The sequence below is a fragment of the Enterobacter sp. Crenshaw genome, assembly GCF_024734705.1.
Taxonomy (GTDB): Bacteria; Pseudomonadota; Gammaproteobacteria; order Enterobacterales; family Enterobacteriaceae; genus Enterobacter; species Enterobacter asburiae_B.
In genome coordinates this window covers 2713821-2731906 of the sequence record NZ_CP102932.1, presented here as the reverse complement: position 1 = coordinate 2731906, position 18086 = coordinate 2713821, and the positions used below count along the sequence as shown (strand labels likewise).

Annotated in this window: 14 protein-coding genes; 12 read left to right on the top strand and 2 right to left on the bottom strand. The window is 58.1% G+C overall.

What is annotated here, in order from left to right:
* The first annotated feature begins 112 nt into the window (after positions 1 to 112).
* Together NWV12_RS13090 and NWV12_RS13085 are read left to right on the top strand one after the other, a co-directional pair.
* Positions 113 to 1084, top strand: a complete 972-nt coding sequence (locus NWV12_RS13090) for a fatty acid desaturase (protein WP_101744716.1) — start codon at positions 113 to 115, stop codon at positions 1082 to 1084.
* The gene (locus NWV12_RS13085) at positions 1077 to 1835 is read left to right on the top strand and encodes a phosphate/phosphite/phosphonate ABC transporter substrate-binding protein (RefSeq protein WP_048980941.1); all 759 of its coding nucleotides are present in this window, start codon (positions 1077 to 1079) and stop codon (positions 1833 to 1835) included. Before NWV12_RS13090 ends, NWV12_RS13085 begins: the two co-directional genes overlap by 8 nt.
* Here the strand turns inward: NWV12_RS13085 and NWV12_RS13080 are convergent.
* Positions 1814 to 2710: a LysR family transcriptional regulator gene (locus NWV12_RS13080; RefSeq protein ID WP_048980939.1), complete on the bottom strand. Its 897-nt coding sequence runs from the start codon at positions 2708 to 2710 to the stop codon at positions 1814 to 1816. The two genes, NWV12_RS13085 and NWV12_RS13080, sit on opposite strands and share 22 nt — an antisense overlap.
* Before the next feature lie 22 nt (positions 2711 to 2732).
* Positions 2733 to 5021, bottom strand: coding sequence for an FdhF/YdeP family oxidoreductase (locus tag NWV12_RS13075; protein ID WP_048980938.1), 2289 nt, complete (start codon positions 5019 to 5021; stop codon positions 2733 to 2735).
* Positions 5022 to 6023: 1002 nt separating this feature from the next.
* On the opposite strand from NWV12_RS13075, the gene NWV12_RS13070 reads away from it, so the two are divergent.
* The 10 genes from NWV12_RS13070 (at position 6024) to NWV12_RS13025 (ending at position 17917) form a co-directional block, all read left to right on the top strand.
* The gene (locus NWV12_RS13070; RefSeq protein ID WP_033145802.1) at positions 6024 to 6518 is read left to right on the top strand and encodes a hypothetical protein; all 495 of its coding nucleotides are present in this window, start codon (positions 6024 to 6026) and stop codon (positions 6516 to 6518) included.
* Positions 6519 to 6541: 23 nt separating this feature from the next.
* On the top strand, positions 6542 to 7045 hold the full coding sequence (gene tssJ, locus NWV12_RS13065) for a type VI secretion system lipoprotein TssJ (RefSeq protein WP_047652274.1): 504 nt from the start codon (positions 6542 to 6544) through the stop codon (positions 7043 to 7045).
* A 28-nt stretch (positions 7046 to 7073) separates the two neighbouring features.
* Complete coding sequence (gene tssK / locus NWV12_RS13060; RefSeq protein ID WP_029740099.1) at positions 7074 to 8417, top strand: type VI secretion system baseplate subunit TssK; 1344 nt, start codon at positions 7074 to 7076, stop codon at positions 8415 to 8417.
* Between the two features lie 17 nt (positions 8418 to 8434).
* Positions 8435 to 9673 carry a DotU family type VI secretion system protein gene (locus tag NWV12_RS13055; RefSeq protein WP_033145801.1) on the top strand — a complete coding sequence of 413 codons (1239 nt, stop codon included), beginning with the start codon at positions 8435 to 8437 and terminating at the stop codon, positions 9671 to 9673.
* Positions 9674 to 9675: 2 nt separating this feature from the next.
* Positions 9676 to 13296, top strand: coding sequence for a type VI secretion system membrane subunit TssM (tssM, locus tag NWV12_RS13050; RefSeq protein ID WP_101744593.1), 3621 nt, complete (start codon positions 9676 to 9678; stop codon positions 13294 to 13296).
* Between the two features lie 16 nt (positions 13297 to 13312).
* Positions 13313 to 14029 carry a type VI secretion system-associated protein TagF gene (tagF, locus tag NWV12_RS13045; protein ID WP_023312158.1) on the top strand — a complete coding sequence of 239 codons (717 nt, stop codon included), beginning with the start codon at positions 13313 to 13315 and terminating at the stop codon, positions 14027 to 14029.
* Between the two features lie 11 nt (positions 14030 to 14040).
* On the top strand, positions 14041 to 15057 hold the full coding sequence (tssA, locus tag NWV12_RS13040) for a type VI secretion system protein TssA (protein WP_048980933.1): 1017 nt from the start codon (positions 14041 to 14043) through the stop codon (positions 15055 to 15057).
* Positions 15058 to 15132: 75 nt separating this feature from the next.
* A complete protein-coding gene (tssB, locus tag NWV12_RS13035) occupies positions 15133 to 15657 on the top strand; it encodes a type VI secretion system contractile sheath small subunit (RefSeq protein ID WP_008502644.1) in 525 nt (174 codons plus the stop codon).
* A gap of 3 nt (positions 15658 to 15660) precedes the next feature.
* On the top strand, positions 15661 to 17160 hold the full coding sequence (tssC, locus tag NWV12_RS13030; protein WP_048980932.1) for a type VI secretion system contractile sheath large subunit: 1500 nt from the start codon (positions 15661 to 15663) through the stop codon (positions 17158 to 17160).
* Between the two features lie 367 nt (positions 17161 to 17527).
* Positions 17528 to 17917 carry a T6SS amidase immunity protein Tai4 family protein gene (locus tag NWV12_RS13025; RefSeq protein WP_048980953.1) on the top strand — a complete coding sequence of 130 codons (390 nt, stop codon included), beginning with the start codon at positions 17528 to 17530 and terminating at the stop codon, positions 17915 to 17917.
* The last annotated feature ends 169 nt before the right edge of the window (positions 17918 to 18086 follow it).

The following is an 18086-nucleotide window of genomic DNA, read 5'->3' as shown; positions in this document are numbered from 1 at the left end:
AGCGCGTGCGCCCCACGTTTCTGGCAAAGCAATGCGATTTAAGTTGTTTGTTATTTCAGGCGTTATCCCCGATCGTCAAAGAATTATCTCTGGCGAAACGGCGTCTGAAGGAATGAGTCAACGAAGCTCCCTCTATTTACATCCGCAACAACGCGAACAAATCCGCCATCTTGCATCGGGTTTTTTATGGCGCAGCGAACTGCCCACGTGGCTGTTGATTATCACGATTTATGCAGGCTGGTTTGCCACGCTGGCGTTCTGGCAAACGCTCGGCCTGCTGCCCGCCACGTTGCTGCTGATCGGGTTTACCGCCTGGTATATGTCCCTGCAGCATGAGCTGATCCACGGGCACCCCACGCGTTTTGCCTGGCTCAACCAGCTGTTCGGCACGCTCCCGCTGGCGGTCTGGTATCCGTATGGCCTGTACCGGGACTCCCATCTCGCCCATCATCGGCACCATAGCCTGACCCATCCGGTGGATGATCCGGAGTCGTACTATTTTACCGACGAGAGCTGGGCGCGCTTTTCCCCCTGGCAGAAACGTATGATTCGGGCGCGGAATACCTTCGCCGGGCGGCTGATGCTGGCGCCGCTGCTGGATATCCTTCAGACGCTGGGCAGCGCTGCGGCGGCGTTTCGTCACCTTCAGCCGCGGGCAATGTCAATGTGGCTGGTTCACGTTTTGCTGCTGGTGGCGCTCTTCGCCTGGATGACGCGTACCGGTTTTTCACCCGTCTGGTTTGTGCTGGCCGTCAGCTATCCGGCGCTGGCGCTGACCAAGGTCCGATCGTTTTTCGAACATCGCGCGGCGGACGACCCGCTGGCGCGCTCCGTCATTAACGAGGCCGGGTTATTCTGGCGGGTACTGTTTTTGAATCTCAACTACCATTCAGTGCATCACGATCTGCCGGGCGTTCCCTGGTACGGGCTGAAGGCCATCTACCAGCAAAACCGGGAGGCGTACCAGCAGCGAAACCACGGTTTTCTCGTCAGGGGCTACGGTGAATGGCTGCGTCAGTTCTGGGCCAGACCTGTCGACGTCACGGTTCACCCCGCAAAACAACAGGGGGAAGGGTATGAGTAACCTGCTGGCGTTTCCCATGTATGCCGTGGATCGCGCCGACACCCGCACGCTCTGGCTGGCGGTAAAGGGGCTGCTGGCCGCGCGCGGTGTGTCCGTCGATCGCGATCCCGGCTGGCCGGAGTCTGACCTGCTGAGGCACTGGCAACAGCCTGCGCTTATCCTCAGCCAGACCTGCGGTTATCCGCTGGTCACGCAGCTCCCGGACGTGCAGGTGGTCGGCTGTTTTCACTACGCGGCACCGGGCTGCGAAGGGATCCAGTACCGCAGCTTTCTGACGGTACGCGAGGAGGATCGGCATCTCACGCTGGCGGATTTTCGCGGACGTCGGGCGGTCTGTAACTCCCCGGATTCTCAGTCCGGCTACAATGCGCTGCGAAAAATGGTGGCTCCCCTTGCGAGCGGCGGTCCCTTTTTCGCGCAAACGTCCTTCAGCGGCAGCCATCGCCAGTCGCTGATAGATGTGAAACGCGGGGCAGGGGATATTGCGGCCATCGACTGCGTGACCTGGGCACTGCTGCAGCGCCATGAGCCGGAACGGCTTGCGGGGCTGGCGGTCATTGACCGCACACCGCTGACGCCCGGACTGCCGCTGATTACCTCGCCTAACACCTCACCTGAAACGCTTAACGCTATTCGCGATGCGCTTCACGAGCTGGTGGATGCGCCGGAATACCGGGAGGTGCGCGACGCGGCGCTGATCGACGGTTTTAGCGTGGTGACGCGCGAGGCCTACGCCTCATTGTCCGCGTGATAAATCTCCTGCGCGTCGGTAAAGCAGCGCAGCGCCAGCGAGGAGACGGGCTTCTGCCTGCGCATAATCAGGCCGACGGGAGCCTCAATGTTCGCGTCGGCGATGGGGACAATCCTGAAGTTGCCGTTCAGTGCCTCCAGCCCGTTGTTCAGCGGCATCACGGCGCAGCACACGCCGCTCTGAACCGCCTGAATGATCTGGAACGTTGAGTCGCTTTCGAAAACGGACGTGGGTTCGATGCCTGCAGATTTAAAGCTGGCCTCCATATGCGCCCGGTAGTGCATCCCTTTAGTCAGGAACCCCAGCGGAAAATCCGTCAGGTCGTGCCACGTCAGCGCTGCCTGGCCGAGCTGGAAATGGCGGACGTCGTGCAGCAGGCCCATCTTCGTTTTTGGCAGCTGGATAATGTCAAACAGGCTGGTGTCGATGCTGTTGAGGTAGCAAATTCCCAGCTCAAGCTGATTGCGGCTGACGCCGTCGGCGATCTGCGCTGAGGACATGGAATAGAGGCTGTAGGTCAGCTCCGGGTATTTTTGCGTTAGCTGGCGAATAAAGATCATCGGATCCACGCTCGCCAGCGGCACCATCCCCAGACGTAATTCGCCCACCACCTGGCCTTTGCACAGCGCGGCCTCCGCCTGTAGCCCGTCATGCGCGGCAAGCAGGGCGCGGGCCCACGCGAGGATGCGTTCCCCCTCCGGCGTAAACCCTTCAAAGCGCTGCCCGCGCACGATCAGCACCAGCCCCAGCTCCTCTTCCAGGCTGCGGATGCGCATGGAGAGGGTCGGCTGGGTGACGTTGCACTGCGAGGCCGCTTTACCAAAGTGCCGGGTCTCGTCGAGTGCGATTAAATATTTTAACTGTTTAATATCCATCATTATCTCTGCGCGAGCAGCCTTACAGCATGCGGATCTCTTTCGAGCGCAGGGTGATGCGAACCGGAACGGATTTATACGACGGCGTACCGCTGTCCTTATCCAGATAATCAAGCGGTACCAGCACGTTGGCCTCCGGGTAATAGGCGCCGACGGTGCCCGGCGCGATGCTGTACGCCACCACGGTAATGTCCTTCAGACGCTGGACGCTGCCGGGGAGGGCGGTTTCGATATCCACGCGGTCGCCGTGTTCCAGGCCTGACTGCGCCATATCGTCTTCGTTCATAAACAGCACGTCGCGGCGGCCAAACACGCCGCGGTAGCGGTCGTCCAGCGCGTAAATGGTGGTGTTGTACTGGTCGTGGCTGCGCAGCGTGATTAACCGCAGAACATGCTCACCTTCGCCGCTGACGTTCTCGTGAACGCCGTCGAACACCGAGAACATCGCTTTTCCCGTCGCCGTTGGCCAGATGCGTTGCGTCGGCGGCAGCGGCATACGGAAGCCCCCGGGAACGCGGATCCGCGCGTTGTAGTTCTCAAAGCCCGGAATGGTCTGCTCGATCAGATCGCGGATCCGGTCGTAATCTTCTACCAGCGTCAGCCAGTCCACGCGGGTTTCCGGCAGCGTGGCTTTCGCCATGCCGGCGACGATAGCCGGCTCCGAACGGAGCAACGGCGAGGCGGGCTTCAGCTTGCCGGACGAGGCATGCACCATCGACATGGAGTCTTCGACGGTAATGGACTGACGGCCTGTGGCCTGGAGATCCAGCTCGGTGCGGCCGAGGCACGGAAAGATAAAGGTCTCTTTGCCCACCAGCAGATGGGTACGGTTGAGCTTGGTGCCGACGTGCACGCTCAAATCCAGGTTACCCATCGCCGGAAAACCCCGCTCGTGATCGGGCATCGCGACGGCAAAATTACCCCCGAGGCAGATGAGCGCCTTCGCGCGGCCGTCGATCATCGCCTGCGTGGCCTGCACCGCATCGTGGCCGTGGTGAGACGGCGGCTCAAAGCCGAAAACGTCCTTCAGACGGTTCAGGAAGGCCGGGGTAGGCTTCTCGCTGATCCCGACGGTGCGGTTCCCCTGAACGTTAGAGTGGCCGCGCAGGGGGCAGATACCCGCGCCGGGCTTGCCGATATTCCCGCGCAGCAGCAGCAGGTCGGCAATCAGTCGGACGTTCGCCGTGCCTTTATTGTGCTGGGTAATGCCCATCCCGTAGGTAATGATGGTGGCATTTGATTTCGCATAGGCGTCGGCTACCTTTTTGAGCGCCGTCCGGCTCAGGCCCGACTCGCGCTCGATCTCGTCCCAGCGGGTTTGCGCGATATCGGCGGCGAAGTCCTCAATGCCCTGGGTGTGTTCGGCAATAAACGCGTGGTCGAGCACGTCACCGCGTTCGGCCTCCATTTCCAGCAGATGTTTGGCAATGCCTTTCAGCGCGGCGGCATCGCCCCCGGCCTTCACCTGGAAATAGGTCGAGGCGATATCCGTTGAGCCGTAGGTTGCCATTTCAATCACGCTTTGCGGGTCGGCGAAACGTTCGAGGGCGCGCTCGCGCAGCGGGTTAAAGACGATAATCGGCACGTTGCGACGGGCCAGCTCGTGGAGCGTCCCCATCATTCGCGGATGGTTGGTGCCGGGGTTGTGGCCGATGGAGATCACCAGCTCGGTCTTATCGAAGTCGTCCAGCGAGACGGTGCCTTTCCCGATGCCAATCGAACGCGGCAAACCGACGCTGGTGGCCTCGTGGCACATATTCGAGCAGTCGGGGAAGTTATTGGTGCCGTATTCGCGAGCGAACAGCTGGAACAGATACGCCGCTTCGTTAGAGGCGCGTCCGGAGGTATAGAACTCGACCTGGTCCGGTTCGAGCCCGCGCAATACTTCGCCGATGCGTTGAAACGCCTCGTCCCAGTCGACGGGCCGGAAGGTATCGCTTGCCCGGTCATAGCGCAGGGGATGCGTCAGTCGACCGTAGCCTTCCAGCTCAAAGTCCGATTTTGCCAGCAGCGAGGAGACGCTGTTTTCGGCCAGAAACGCGGGGGTAACGCGTTTGCTGGTCGCTTCCCAGGTCACGGCTTTGGCGCCGTTCTCGCAGAACTGGAACGTCGACTTGTGTTCTTTATCGGGCCACGCGCAGCCCGGGCAGTCGAAACCGTCAGGCTGGTTGGTGCGCAGCAGCGTGGCGGGAGCATCCAGGGTATCCATTTGGGTACGTACCGCGATGGCCGTCGCTTTTAACGCGCCCCAGCCTCCGGCAGGACCGTCATAGTGTCTGATACCCGGCACCGAGCGTCTTTTCTTATTCATACCCACTCCTGATTTCTTCGGTCACACAACGTCTGAACCCATAAAAACGCTGCAAAGGACAATAAGTGAAAGCAATGACGACCGGATGGCTATGCGCATGCGGTGTAGAAAAATGCTTTATCTTAAATTCGTTTTATTACAGCGATTTATCAGATCTGATGTTTAAATATTTAAAGAAATTATAACGAAATTTTATCATTTTAATAATAAATCTTATCTATCATACGGTAGGCAAGATAGATGAGGCGAGCAGGAGAGGATGTAGCAACAATAAAATTTCGAATGAAGGCTGCGGGCGGCAGCAATAAACACGCGTCGCAGCTGGCGGACCATTGCGAGCATTTTTTGGCGGCGATAATGTCAGGATGGTTAACTCAGGCTTAATGATTAAAGGATAAAATTCAGGCCTGGTTGGGTAATTGTCGCAACGCGAAATATAAAGTTATTTTGAGGCGTAAAATTAACGTCGTGCAACATAAGTGAAATAGTCACATTCACGTTAACACGTGCATTCAATATTAAAGTTACCCTGATAGTGCAACAAATAATTCATCTTTCATATATTCTGCTGACCTCACCAATACGCGAATTCTACTAATTATGGTAGTGGCGATAATAGCCGTATTGCGTTAATGAAAGTGGTTCTCTTTTGTGTTTTTAGTATATAAAACATATGCTTGCAATGTTATGTGGCTAAGAAATAAAAGGGCGTAGGTCATATCGGGTTTTTTCATAGGATTAATCCTATAATTTTCCGACTGCTTCATTTAACAACAGTTACGTACCGGTAAATATTGAATTGAGACGAAGCTCATGTAAACTTGTTTACCGTTTGTCAAAATATGTCAGGAAGACACTGGGCCTTATTCTGAAGGGCTCGTGCGGTAGCTATGCCCTTAAAATAGTAACGCCCCGAAAATATCCTGGCTATTTTAACAATAGCACCTAAGTCAAACTTCACTCCCTTATCTTCATCATCGAAATATCGCTACGGAAAAGCATATGAAAATGCGCGTACTGTTTTCACTTCTGTTTGTAATGGCGGTGGCGGGCTGTAAAGCGCCGCAGAAACCTGTGATCAACGACGATACGATCGAGACCAGCCAGGTCAACGGCGTGACCTTAACCCACCGTCACGCTGTGACGCCGCCTGCGGAGTTCAACCCGGTCAACGAACCGTATCGCGCCATGTATCCAGCCTCCCTGATGAGCCGTCCTGACTTCGGCGGCAAAGTTATCCGCACTCTCGACACCGGAAAAACGTACGTGGTGCTGGGTCAGGTTGAACATTACTGGATGGCGCTTGCCGATGAAGGCAACGATCAGCTGATTGGTTACGTCCCGATGCGCGCCGTGATCAAGGCCGACCTGTACGACGCCGCCGTGCGTAAACAGGCCATTCGTCCGAAGGCGCGTAAAAAAGCGACCTGTGTCGACGTCGATGGCAACAGCAAAGCCTGCAAAGACAGCGCTAACGGTACCTGGATCCTGAACTAAACGGCTTGCATGAGCGCATTTTTATGAATAATAAAAATTTTCATAAGCTGTGGTTATTCTTTTACGCGGTGATTTTCGCCCTGGTCAGTGGTTGTACGTCGTCTTCACACAGCGACCCCTCCCGCTACAATCTGCAGTTTCAGGCTCATCCACAAATCAACGAATCTGCGCCGCTTAAGGTCCGGGTGTTGTTGCTGAAATCCGATGCGGATTTCATGTCCAGCGACTTCTACTCCCTGCAGAACAACGCGTCAGCCACGCTAGGCGCGAATCTGCTGAACAGCGACGTGTTCTTCCTGATGCCGGGACAGCTGTCCAAAACCCTCAGCGGGCAAAGCTCTCCGGAGGCCCGCTACATCGGCGTGATGGCGGAGTATCAGGTGCTGGATGGCAAAAAATGGCGCGTTTCACTCCCTCTGCCTGTGCCTGGCGAAAATCATATCTACCAGTTCTGGAAATGGTCCGCGGATGAACTTCAGGCCAACGTTTTTCTCGACGTGAACGGCATTCGGGTCATCAGCCAGTAACGCGCTTCAACACAGGAAACACATCATCATGACGAAAGCAGAAAAGGTCGTCTGGACCGAAGGCATGTTCCTGCGTCCACACCATTTTCAGCGGACTGAAAGCTATCTGCTCAACCATGTTCGTGAATGGGGCGCGCTACAGCGGTCATATCTCTGGGGCTTTCTTGACGTGGAACTGGATGAAGCGATGCTTCGTCAGGGATGCATTGCCCTGAGCTACTGCAGTGGCTTGCTGCCGGATGGCACCTTTTTCCAGGTACGTAACGGGCGCAACGGTCCTGTACCGCTGAAAATTCCTGACAATCTCACCAACGAAAAGGTGGTGCTCGCGCTGCCGGTTCGTCGTGGCGAGAGAGAAGAGGTGATTTTTAGCGAAGAGCCGGCCTCGCTGGCGCGCTTCATCGCTTTCGAGCAAGAGGTGGAAGACGACAACGCCATGTCGGTGGGGGATGCCACCGTCCAGTTTGGCCGCCTGCGTCTGACCCTGATGCTGGAAAAAGACCTCACGGCGGAATGGACCGCTATCGGCGTGGCGTTTGTGACGGAGAAACGTAACGATAACCACGTGCGGCTCGATAACAGCTACATCCCGCCGATGCTCAACGCCAACAACAGCCCGCAGATCTACAGCATGATCAACGATCTGCACGGTCTGCTGGTCCAGCGCAGCCAGCAAATTGGTGGTCGTCTGCGCCAGCCTGGCCGCTTTAACACCTCCGAACTGATTGAGTTCACGCTGCTGTCGCTGGTTAACCGTCATCTGGGCGAGGTTTCTCATTTAAAAACCCTCCCGCTGCTGCATCCGGAAACGCTCTGGCGCAGCTGGCTGCCGTTTGCGACCGAGCTCGCCACCTGGACGTCGCAGCGTACCGCCGAAAGCGTGCTGCCGATTTACGATCATGACGATCTGGCTAACTGCTTCAGCAAACTGATGCTGATGCTGCGTCAGGGGCTGTCGCTGGTGATGGAAGACCACGCGATTCAGCTGCCGCTTAACGAACGCTCTCACGGCCTGAACATCGCCACGGTGCCTGAAACCAGCATGGTGCGCGAGTTCGGCTTCGTGCTGGCGGTAAAAGCCAATGTGCCAGGCGAACACCTGCAAACCCATTTCCCGGCGCAGATGAAGGTCGCGCCGGTCTCGAAAATCCGCGATCTGGTTCAGCTCCAGCTGCCGGGCATTATGCTGCGCGCCATGCCGGTCGCGCCGCCGCAGATCCCGTGGCATGCCGGCTACAGCTACTTTGAACTGGAGAAGGGCAGCGAGCTGTGGCACGAGATGGATAAGTCCGGCGCATTCGCCCTGCATCTTGCAGGGGAGTTCCCGGGGCTGGATATGGAGTTTTGGGCCATCCGTAGCCCGACAGAATAATAAAGCGAGCGCTTAATATGCAGGAACGACAGGACACCGGCAGTGATGCCGCGTTTACCGGAGCCAGTAGCAACAATCAGCTGGTGGCGGCCGCCAATCCGCTGCTCAACGCGATTCCGCAGATCCGTCATTCGGTCTCCCATGACGATCAGGTGGCGTTACGCCAGCGTCTGATCGATGAGATTCGCCGTTTCGAAGTCCGCTGTCAGCAGGCGGGGCTGCCCTACGAAGTGATCGTCGGGGCGCGTTACTGCCTGTGTACGGCGCTCGATGAGGCCGCCGCGCTCACCCCCTGGGGCAGCAGCGGCGTCTGGTCAAGCAACGGTCTGCTGGTGACGTTCCACAACGAAACCTGGGGCGGCGAGAAGTTCTTCCAGCTGCTGGCGCGCCTGTCGCAGAACCCGCGCGAGCATATCCTGCTGCTGGAGATGATCAACTACTGCCTGCTGCTGGGCTTCGAAGGACGCTATCGGGTGCTGGATAATGGCCGCACGCAGCTTGAAACCATCAAGCAGCGGCTGTGGCAGATGATCCGCGGCGTGCGCGGCAGCTATCCGCCGCCGCTTTCTCCCCATCCGGAAGATCGTCCGGTGCTGCGCAAGCTCTGGCGGCCGATGGTTCCCCTGTGGGCCTGCGTGGCGCTGGCCGGGTTTATCGCCTGCCTGTTTTATATCGTGCTTAACTGGCGCCTTGGCGATAACACCAACCCGGTGCTGGCGAAGATTTATCAGTCCCAGCTGCCGGAAACCACTATTCAGCAGCCGGCCCGTCAGCTTCCGGCGGTGCTGAACCTGCGCGGCTTCCTGAAGCCTGAAATCGAGGCGGGCCTGGTCGCGGTGAAAGACGAAGCGGATCGCAGCGTCGTGATCCTGAAGGGCGACGGGCTGTTTGCCTCTGCCTCTACCGTCGTGCGTGACCGCTATGAACCGGTCATCAACCGCATTGCGCAGGCGATGAATAACGTCAGCGGCAAAATTCTGGTGGTGGGCTACAGCGACAACGTGCCGATCCGCAGCGCGCGCTTTGCCTCTAACTATGAACTCTCTCTGGAACGCGCCCGCTCGGTACAGAAAATGCTGCAGGGAAGCCTCTCTCAGCCTGGCCGCGTGAAAGCGGAAGGGCGGGGCGAGATTAACCCGGTGGCGCCGAACACGACGCCTGAAAACCGCGCCCGTAACCGCCGTGTGGAAATTACTCTGCTGGTGTCGCCTGAAAACACTCAGGCTGAGCTGAACGGATTGCCGCAAGGAAACTAAGGATGCTGACTACACTTCTTTCCATCTTGACCAACCGCATTCTGTGGAGCTTCCTCGGCGTAACGGCGCTTGCGGCGGTGATCTGGATGATTGGTCCCCTGTTGTCCATCGTGGACACCCGACCGCTCGAGTCTGAGCAGAACCGCATTATCAGCATTGCCGTGGTCTATCTGCTCTGGGCGCAGGGCCACATTCTGCCGCGCCTGTACAACGCCTGGCTGAACCGCAAGCTGATGGACAAGCTCAAAGAGAACACCGCCAGCCCGGAAGCGGCGGATCCGCAGAAGCGGCTGAACAGCGAGGAGCAGATCCTCGCCAGCCGCTTTGATGAAGCCGCGCAGATGCTGAAAAAAGCCCACTTCAGCAAAGCGGGCCAGGGCGCCCAGTGGACGCAGCGCTTCAGCACGCAATATCTCTATCAGCTGCCGTGGTACGTCATTATTGGCGCGCCGGGATCCGGTAAAACCACGGCGCTGGTTAACTCCGGGCTGCAGTTCCCGCTGGCCGATCGCTTCGGTAAAACCGCGCTGCGGGGCATTGGCGGCACGCGTAACTGCGACTGGTGGTTTACCAATGAAGCGGTGCTGCTGGACACGGCGGGCCGCTACACCACCCAGGAGAGCGAGCAGGTGCAGGATGCCGGCGAATGGCTGGAGTTCATGGGGTTACTTCGCAAGTATCGCCGCCGCCAGCCGATCAACGGCGTTATCATCACCATCAGCATTTCTGACCTGCTCACCCAGTCCGCCGAGGCGTCCCGCCAGCAGGCGGTGAACCTGCGCCAGCGTCTGTCCGAGCTGCATGAACAGCTGGGTATTCGCTTCCCGGTGTATGTGATGGTGACCAAGGCCGACCTGCTTAAAGGCTTCCGCGCCTGGTTTGCCGACTACGACAAAGCGCAGCGCGACCAGATCTGGGGCTTTACGCTGCCGTGGGAGCAAACCAAACACGCCGATTACGACCTGATGGGCAACTTCCAGCAGGAGTTTTCTCTGCTCCAGCAGCGCCTTGATGCCGGGCTGCCGGAAACCATGCTGAAAGAGCATGACGCGAAAACCCGCGCTGAAGCGTATCTCTTCCCGCAGGAGTTCGCCGCGCTGCGTCCGCTGCTGGCGGACTACCTGAGCACGGTCTTCGCCCGCTCCAACTTCGAAACCGAGTTCTCCCCGCGCGGGATCTACTTCGCCAGCGGGACGCAGGAAGGCATGCCGTTCGACCGCGTGATGGGCGAACTGAACCGCGCGCTGTCGCTGCCGGAAGGGGGAGAGGCGGATAACTGGGATTCGGTCAGCAAAGAAGCGCCGATCCCGGGGGCAAAAGGTCAGAGTTTCTTCATTAAGAACCTGCTGCAAAACGTCATCTTCCAGGAAGCCGGGATCGCGGGCGAAAACCGCTGGTGGGAGCTGCGCAACCGGGCGGTGATCTGGTCCGGCTACGCGGCGCTGCTGGCCCTGTTGGTCATCCTCGGCGGTCTGTGGCTGACCAGTTATGCCAAAAACAAGGCCTATCTGGAAGAGGTGGATGCGAAGGTGCCGCTGCTGGACCAGCAGAGCAAAGCGCTGCAGAACCAGACCCAGCGTGACCTGTTCGATCTGCTGCCGCTGCTGAACGGTCTGGTTGACCTGCCGAAAAGCGACGCGTTTGATGTAAACGATCCGCCCCTATCCCGCCGTATGGGGCTCTACCGCGGAGATGACGTCAGCGATGCCTCGCAGTCTCTGTACCAGAAAGCGCTGGATCAGATGCTGTTGCCTGCCGTCGCTATGCACATCACCACCTGGCTGCGCAACGACAACGGCAGCGACGTGGAATACAGCTATGAAGCGCTGAAAGCCTATCAGATGCTGTATCAGCCGAAGCACTACGACGGTAAATTCCTGCATTCGTGGGTGATGCTCAACCTGCAGCGTAATCTGCCGCAGAACGTCACGAAGGCGCAGCTGCAGCAGCTTGAATGGCACCTGACGCAGCTGCTGGAACCGAAAATCCAGGCCTCGCCGTACGCGCAGGATGAATCTCTGGTGGCCCGCGAAAGAGCGATGATCAATCAGCAGCCGCTCTCCACGCGCGTATACGGTCGTCTCAAACGCCTGCTGGAGCATGATGACAACCTCAAGCCGGTCTCCCTTTCCGACCTGGGCGGACCGCAGAGCGAGCTGGTGTTTTCACGCAAAAGCGGCAAGCCGGTGAGCGAAGGCGTGCCGGGTCTGTATACGCCGGACGGCTACTGGAAAAGCTTTAACGGCCAGATTGACAGCGTCACCACCGCCCTGCATGAAGACGACGCCTGGGTGCTGGGGGCCGCGACGGCGCAGGAAGATAAACAGCAGATCGATAACGCCGTGCGCCAGCTCTACATGCGCGATTTTATCGCGAACTGGGATCGCTTCCTCGCCGACATTCAGCTCAATAACAGCGCCGATCTCTCCCAGCGCATCAACACCGCGCGCCTGCTCTCCGGCGCAAACTCGCCTCTGCGCCGTCTGGTGCAGAACCTGAGCCAGGTCCTGACGCTGTCACGCAATGCGCCAGCGCCGGAAGATGCGGATAAAGCGCAGGCGCAGAGCAACCGCGCCACCCGCACGCTGGAAGCGCTGTTCAGCAACAATGACGCTGCGCCGACCCAGGCCGCCGTGGTCACCCAGGCGCCGGAACAGCTGGTCACCGACCACTACGCGCCGATGATTGAGCTGGCGCAGCCGCTGGAAAAGGGCGGGAAGACCATCGTGTTTGATGATTTTCTCAAGCAGGTGGATGAGCTCTATCGCTACCTGACCGCCGTCCAGGACGCGGCCAACAGCGGTATGCCGGCACCGGGCGGCGAGGCGATCAGCCGCCTGCAGGCCAGCGCCGGTCGCCTGCCGGGCGGGCTGCAAACCATGTTCAGCAATATGGCGGTGGGCGCCAGCAGCGATACCCAGCGCCGCGACCTCGAAAACGTGCGGAAGCGGATTAACGTTGAGGTGGGCGGATTCTGCCGTCAGGCAATCGCCGGCCGTTACCCGCTGGTGCACAGCGCCAGCACCGAGGTCACCCCTGACGATCTCGCGCGCATGTTTGCGCCGGGAACCGGGCTGATGGACGCTTTCTTCCGCGACAATCTGACCAATAAAGTGGATACCACCCAGGCAAACTGGCGCTTTATGCCGGGCATCGACGGGAAAACGCTGCCGGGAAGTGAAGGGCTGCTGAGACCGTTCCAGCAGGCCCAGTCGATTCGCGACGCCTTCTTTGCTAATGGCGCCACGACGCCGTCCTTCAAGGTGACGGTTCGCACCGTGCGAATGGATAACTCCATTCTGAACCTGACGCTGGACGTCGACGGCCAGCTGCTGCGCTACAGCCACGGTCCGCAGGCCGTACAGATCATGAACTGGCCGGGGCCTGGCGGCACTAACCAGGTACGCATGCAGCTGGGGCTGGCGAACGGCAGCACGGCGACGCTGGTCACCAACGGTGCCTGGGCGCTCAACCGCTTCTTCGATAAAGCGAGCACCAGCCCGGGCGCGGGTAGCCTGAGCCGTCAGGCTACCTTCAACGTCGACGGACATCAGGTCACGCTGGAGTTTGCGCCAAACAGCATTCGTAACCCGTTCCAGCTTCCCCGTTTCTCATGCCCATAACCGCAAGGACAGCCGTATGACGAATACCCCTGCGATGAACCGCTACAGCTGGTATGGCAAATTACCCAGCGCCGGAGATTTTTTGCAGCGTCGCTTTCCTGACACTTTACAGCGCCAGTGGTCACACTGGTTCCAGGTCGGCCTGCTGGCCTGGCAGCAGGAAGAGCAGCGCAGCGGCGAGCGCCAGTTTCACAAAGCGCCAGTCTGGAATTTTGTGGTGCCGCCTATGCTTGGCAGCCAGATGATCCAGATGGGCTGTCTGCTGCCCGGCCGCGACAGCGTTGGCCGACAGTACCCGGTTTGCCTGCAGCTGAGCTTCGCCCCGTCAGAGTGGTCGACCAGCCTGCTCAGCCAGGCCGAAAGCTGGTACCAGCAGATTGGGCGCCTGGGGCTGCACGCGGTGCGCAACAGTTTTTCCGCCTCGCAGCTGGATGAGATGCTGATGACCATTCCGGCGCCGCAGCCCGTCGAGCCGCAAAAGCGTTCCGACATCCTTGATGTGATTGGCTATGACGAGGACGGGCAGAGCACGCTGGGCTGGCCTCAGGCGGCCGAGTGTTTTGATCCGCTGCGTCAGACCAGCTACTGGTGGACCAATCGCTGCGACGGCTACCCGCTGTACACCCACGTGCACAGCGGTAACTTTACCGGGCAGCTTTTCACCCTGCTGTTCGACCCGGCAGGGGGCGCCCGTCCGGGGCGTCACGGTCTCTATCCGCCCATGTTTGAATAAGCAGGGATCTCATGAATATCGAAGAATTTCTCGCGCCAATCAGTCCCGAAAAAACCTGCGGCGAAAACCTGGAGTACGACGCCGACTTCCAGATCATGAATCAGGCAAGTCTTGGGAAAGCGGAACAGCAGTTTGGCGACACCATTATCCCGGCAGAGCCCGCTGACTGGAACACGGTGGAAAAATACGCCACCAGCCTGCTGACCCGCACCAAAGATCTTCGCGTACTGCTGGCGTTAACCCATGCCTGGACGCGCCGCCGCGGGCTGGCGGGCTACGCGGACGGATTATTGCTGGTGCAGGAGGCGATCGCCCGTTACTGGGAGACGCTCTATCCGCTGCTGGAAGAGTATGGCGAAATCGATCCGTTCTATCGCATTAACGCCCTGGCAGGGCTGAGCGATAAATCCGACCTCACCGTCGCCGTGCGAAACGCCTCGCTTCTGCGTTCAAACGGCGATGAAATTTCGCTCCGGGATGCCCAGGCCCTGCTGGACGGCAGCAAGACGGAATGTCCGGACTATCCCGGCGGCCGTCCACGGCTGATTGACGAGCTGGCCCGCGGCGACCAGCCGGGAACCGCAGCAGTTATCGTCATTAACGAACGTCTGCTGGCGATTCGCGAGCTTCTCACCGGGCATCTCGGTGAAAGCGGCGTGCCCGAGATGGAACAGCTGCTGAAAACCGTCGGGCTGGTCGCCAGCGCGTGTCAGGTAACCGACATCAGCAAGCTGCTGCCGAACCGTGAGGCGCAGGCAGAACCCCAGGCCGAGCAGCAGTCGACGGCAGCGCAGCCCGTTCAGCCGGTCGCCGACTGGCGAAGCGTGCAGATCACCAGCCGCGCCGACGCGCAGCTGATGCTGGAAAAAGCGAAGCAGTATTTTGCGCAGTACGAACCGAGCCACCCCGCACCGCTGATGATTGAACGGGTGCAGCGGCTGTCAGAACTTAACTTTATGGACATTATTCGCGACCTGGCGCCAGACGGCGTTAACCAACTTGAAAACATCTTTGGGCGCCGCGAATAACGCGTCCAGGCATTATGACGACAGGCATGGAGCCTGCCGTTTCACCTTCACCGCGCATCTTTGATGGAGAACATCATGGCAATGAGTAACAGTGGGCAGAAATTCATCGCACGTAACCGTGCCCCCCGCGTGCAGATCGAGTACGACGTAGAGATCTACGGTGCAGAACGTAAAATTCAGCTGCCGTTTGTGATGGGCGTCATGGCCGATCTGGTCGGCAAACCGGTTGAAAATCTGCCGGCCGTCGACGAGCGTAAATTCCTCGAAATCGACATCGACAACTTTGACGAACGCATGAAGGCGCTGAAGCCGCGCGTGGCGTTCCAGGTGGATAACACCCTGACCGGCGAAGGCAAGCTCAACGTGGATCTGACCTTCGACAGCATGGACGACTTCCTGCCGGATGCGGTGGCCCGCAAGGTCGAGCCGCTGAACAAGCTGCTGGAAGCGCGTACCCAGCTCTCCAACCTGCTGACCTATATGGACGGCAAAAACGGTGCGGAAGAGCTGATCGCTAAAATTCTGCAGGATCCGACGCTGCTCAAATCCCTGAGCCAGTTGCCGAAAAATGACGAAAGCGCGAAAGGTAGCGAGGAATAATCGATGAGCAACCAGACTCAACAACACGAGCAGCATGCGGGTCAGGCGTTCAGCCAGGATGAGTTCAGCGCGCTGCTGAACAAAGAGTTCCGCCCGAAAACCGATCAGGCCCGTTCAGCCGTCGAAAGCGCGGTCAAAACCCTGGCGCAGCAGGCGCTGGAAAATACCGTCACTTTCTCCAACGACACCTACCGCACCATTCAGAACCTGATCGCCGGTATCGACGAGCAGCTGTCGCAGCAGGTAAACCAGATCATTCACCACGAAGAGTTTCAGAAGCTGGAGAGCGCCTGGCGCGGTCTGAGCTACCTGGTGAACAACACTGAAACTGACGAGATGCTGAAGATCCGCTTTATGAGCATCTCCAAGCAGGAGCTGGGCCGCACCCTGAAGCGCTTCAAGGGCGTGGGCTGGGACCAGAGCCCGATCTTCAAGAAAATCTACGAGCAGGAGTACGGTCAGTTCGGCGGCGAGCCGTTTGGCTGCATCGTGGGCGACTACTACTTCGACCACAGCCCTCAGGACGTTGAGCTGCTGGGCGAAATGGCGCGCATCGGCTCTGCGGCGCACTGTCCGTTTATCACCGGTACCGCGCCGGGCGTGATGCAGATGGAGTCCTGGCAGGAGCTGGCTAACCCGCGCGACCTGACCAAGATCTTCCAGAACACCGAATACGCGGCCTGGCGTTCGCTGCGTGAATCCGAAGATGCCCGCTATCTGGGCCTGGTGATGCCGCGCTTCCTGTCGCGCCTGCCGTACGGTATTCGCACCAACCCGGTCGACAGCTTTGACTTTGAAGAGCAGACCGACGGCGCGAACCACAACAGCTACTCCTGGGCGAACGCCGCGTATGCGATGGCCGCCAACATCAACCGCTCCTTCAAAGAGTACGGCTGGTGCACCTCGATTCGCGGCGTGGAGTCCGGCGGGGCGGTGGAAAACCTGCCGTGCCATACCTTCCCGAGCGATGACGGCGGCGTGGACATGAAGTGCCCAACCGAGATCGCCATCAGCGATCGTCGTGAAGCTGAGCTGGCGAAAAACGGCTTTATGCCGCTGGTTCACCGCAAAAACTCTGACTTTGCCGCCTTCATCGGTGCGCAGTCGCTGCAGAAACCGGCCGAGTACCACGACCCGGATGCCACCGCCAACGCGCGTCTGGCCTCTCGTCTGCCGTACCTGTTCGCCTGCTGCCGCTTTGCGCACTACCTGAAGTGCATCGTGCGCGACAAAATCGGCTCCTTCCGCGAGCGCGAAGAGATGGAGCGCTGGCTGAACGACTGGGTCATGAACTACGTCGACGGTGACCCGGCGAACTCCTCTCAGGAGACCAAGTCCCGTAAACCGCTGGCGGCTGCGGAAGTGCAGGTGCAGGAGATTGAAGACAACCCGGGCTACTACGCCGCGAAGTTCTTCCTGCGTCCACACTACCAGCTGGAAGGTCTGACCGTTTCCCTGCGTCTGGTATCTAAACTGCCGTCGCTGAAGACGAAAGACGCGTGATGAGTGTAGCCGGCCCATTGGGCCGGCTACTTTTCGGTCAATACGAGATAGCTAATGAATTTGACAGTGAAAGCGTTGATACGAAAATTCATCAGCTATTTAGCCATTTATACGTTGCTAATAATTTCATTCATGCTGTTTGTGACGGTATCCGGCTACTATCTGTTTATCTTTGACTGGCCGGCAGAAGTCCCGCGAATTGCAATGCATGGATTCTTATGCACTGGACTTAATGCATTAGCGATAGGGATATACGTTGTCGCAGAAAAATGGAAAGAGAAAAGTTAGTATTTTACGCGGACTGATGCGCTGTGGGTCTTATGGCAAAGGATATAAGGTGAAACGTTTATGTTTTTTCCTCGTATTTATGACTTTTTATGTGTATTCCGGAAATAACTATCCTGATTTTTATCAGCAGCAAACATACCGGCAGGTTTTAAAAGATTTTGTTCTGGCGCGCTGCCTGGCGCAGGTAGCAGATAAAGGCAGCCAGTTTTCTGCTGATGCTGCCCGCAGTGCGAGTGCATTCATTGAGTGGATTCCTTTTGATGCTGAAAATGGCACTGAGAAAATGGATGCGCTCATTGGAAAATACAAAGATCACATTAACGGCTTTCATGCCGAACGAAAGCCCGATGTAAAAGGCGTTACGTTAAATTGCCTGCGTCTTTATCATAGTGACGAACTTAACAAGCTGGTACCTCAATTAATTATCGGAAATCCTGATCGCACCTGGATTCAGGATAACCCGCAGTAGTAAAAGACTTCACATTCTTTCCGTTCATTCAGGGGGAATGTAAGACTGTCAAATGACACGGGTCATTTGATGTGAGGCAGAGGTAAAATATGGACGGTTTTATTCAGCCCCATGCTTTCCTGTTTGCCATATAAGTGCTTTTTCGAAAGCAATATTGTTCATCCACGAA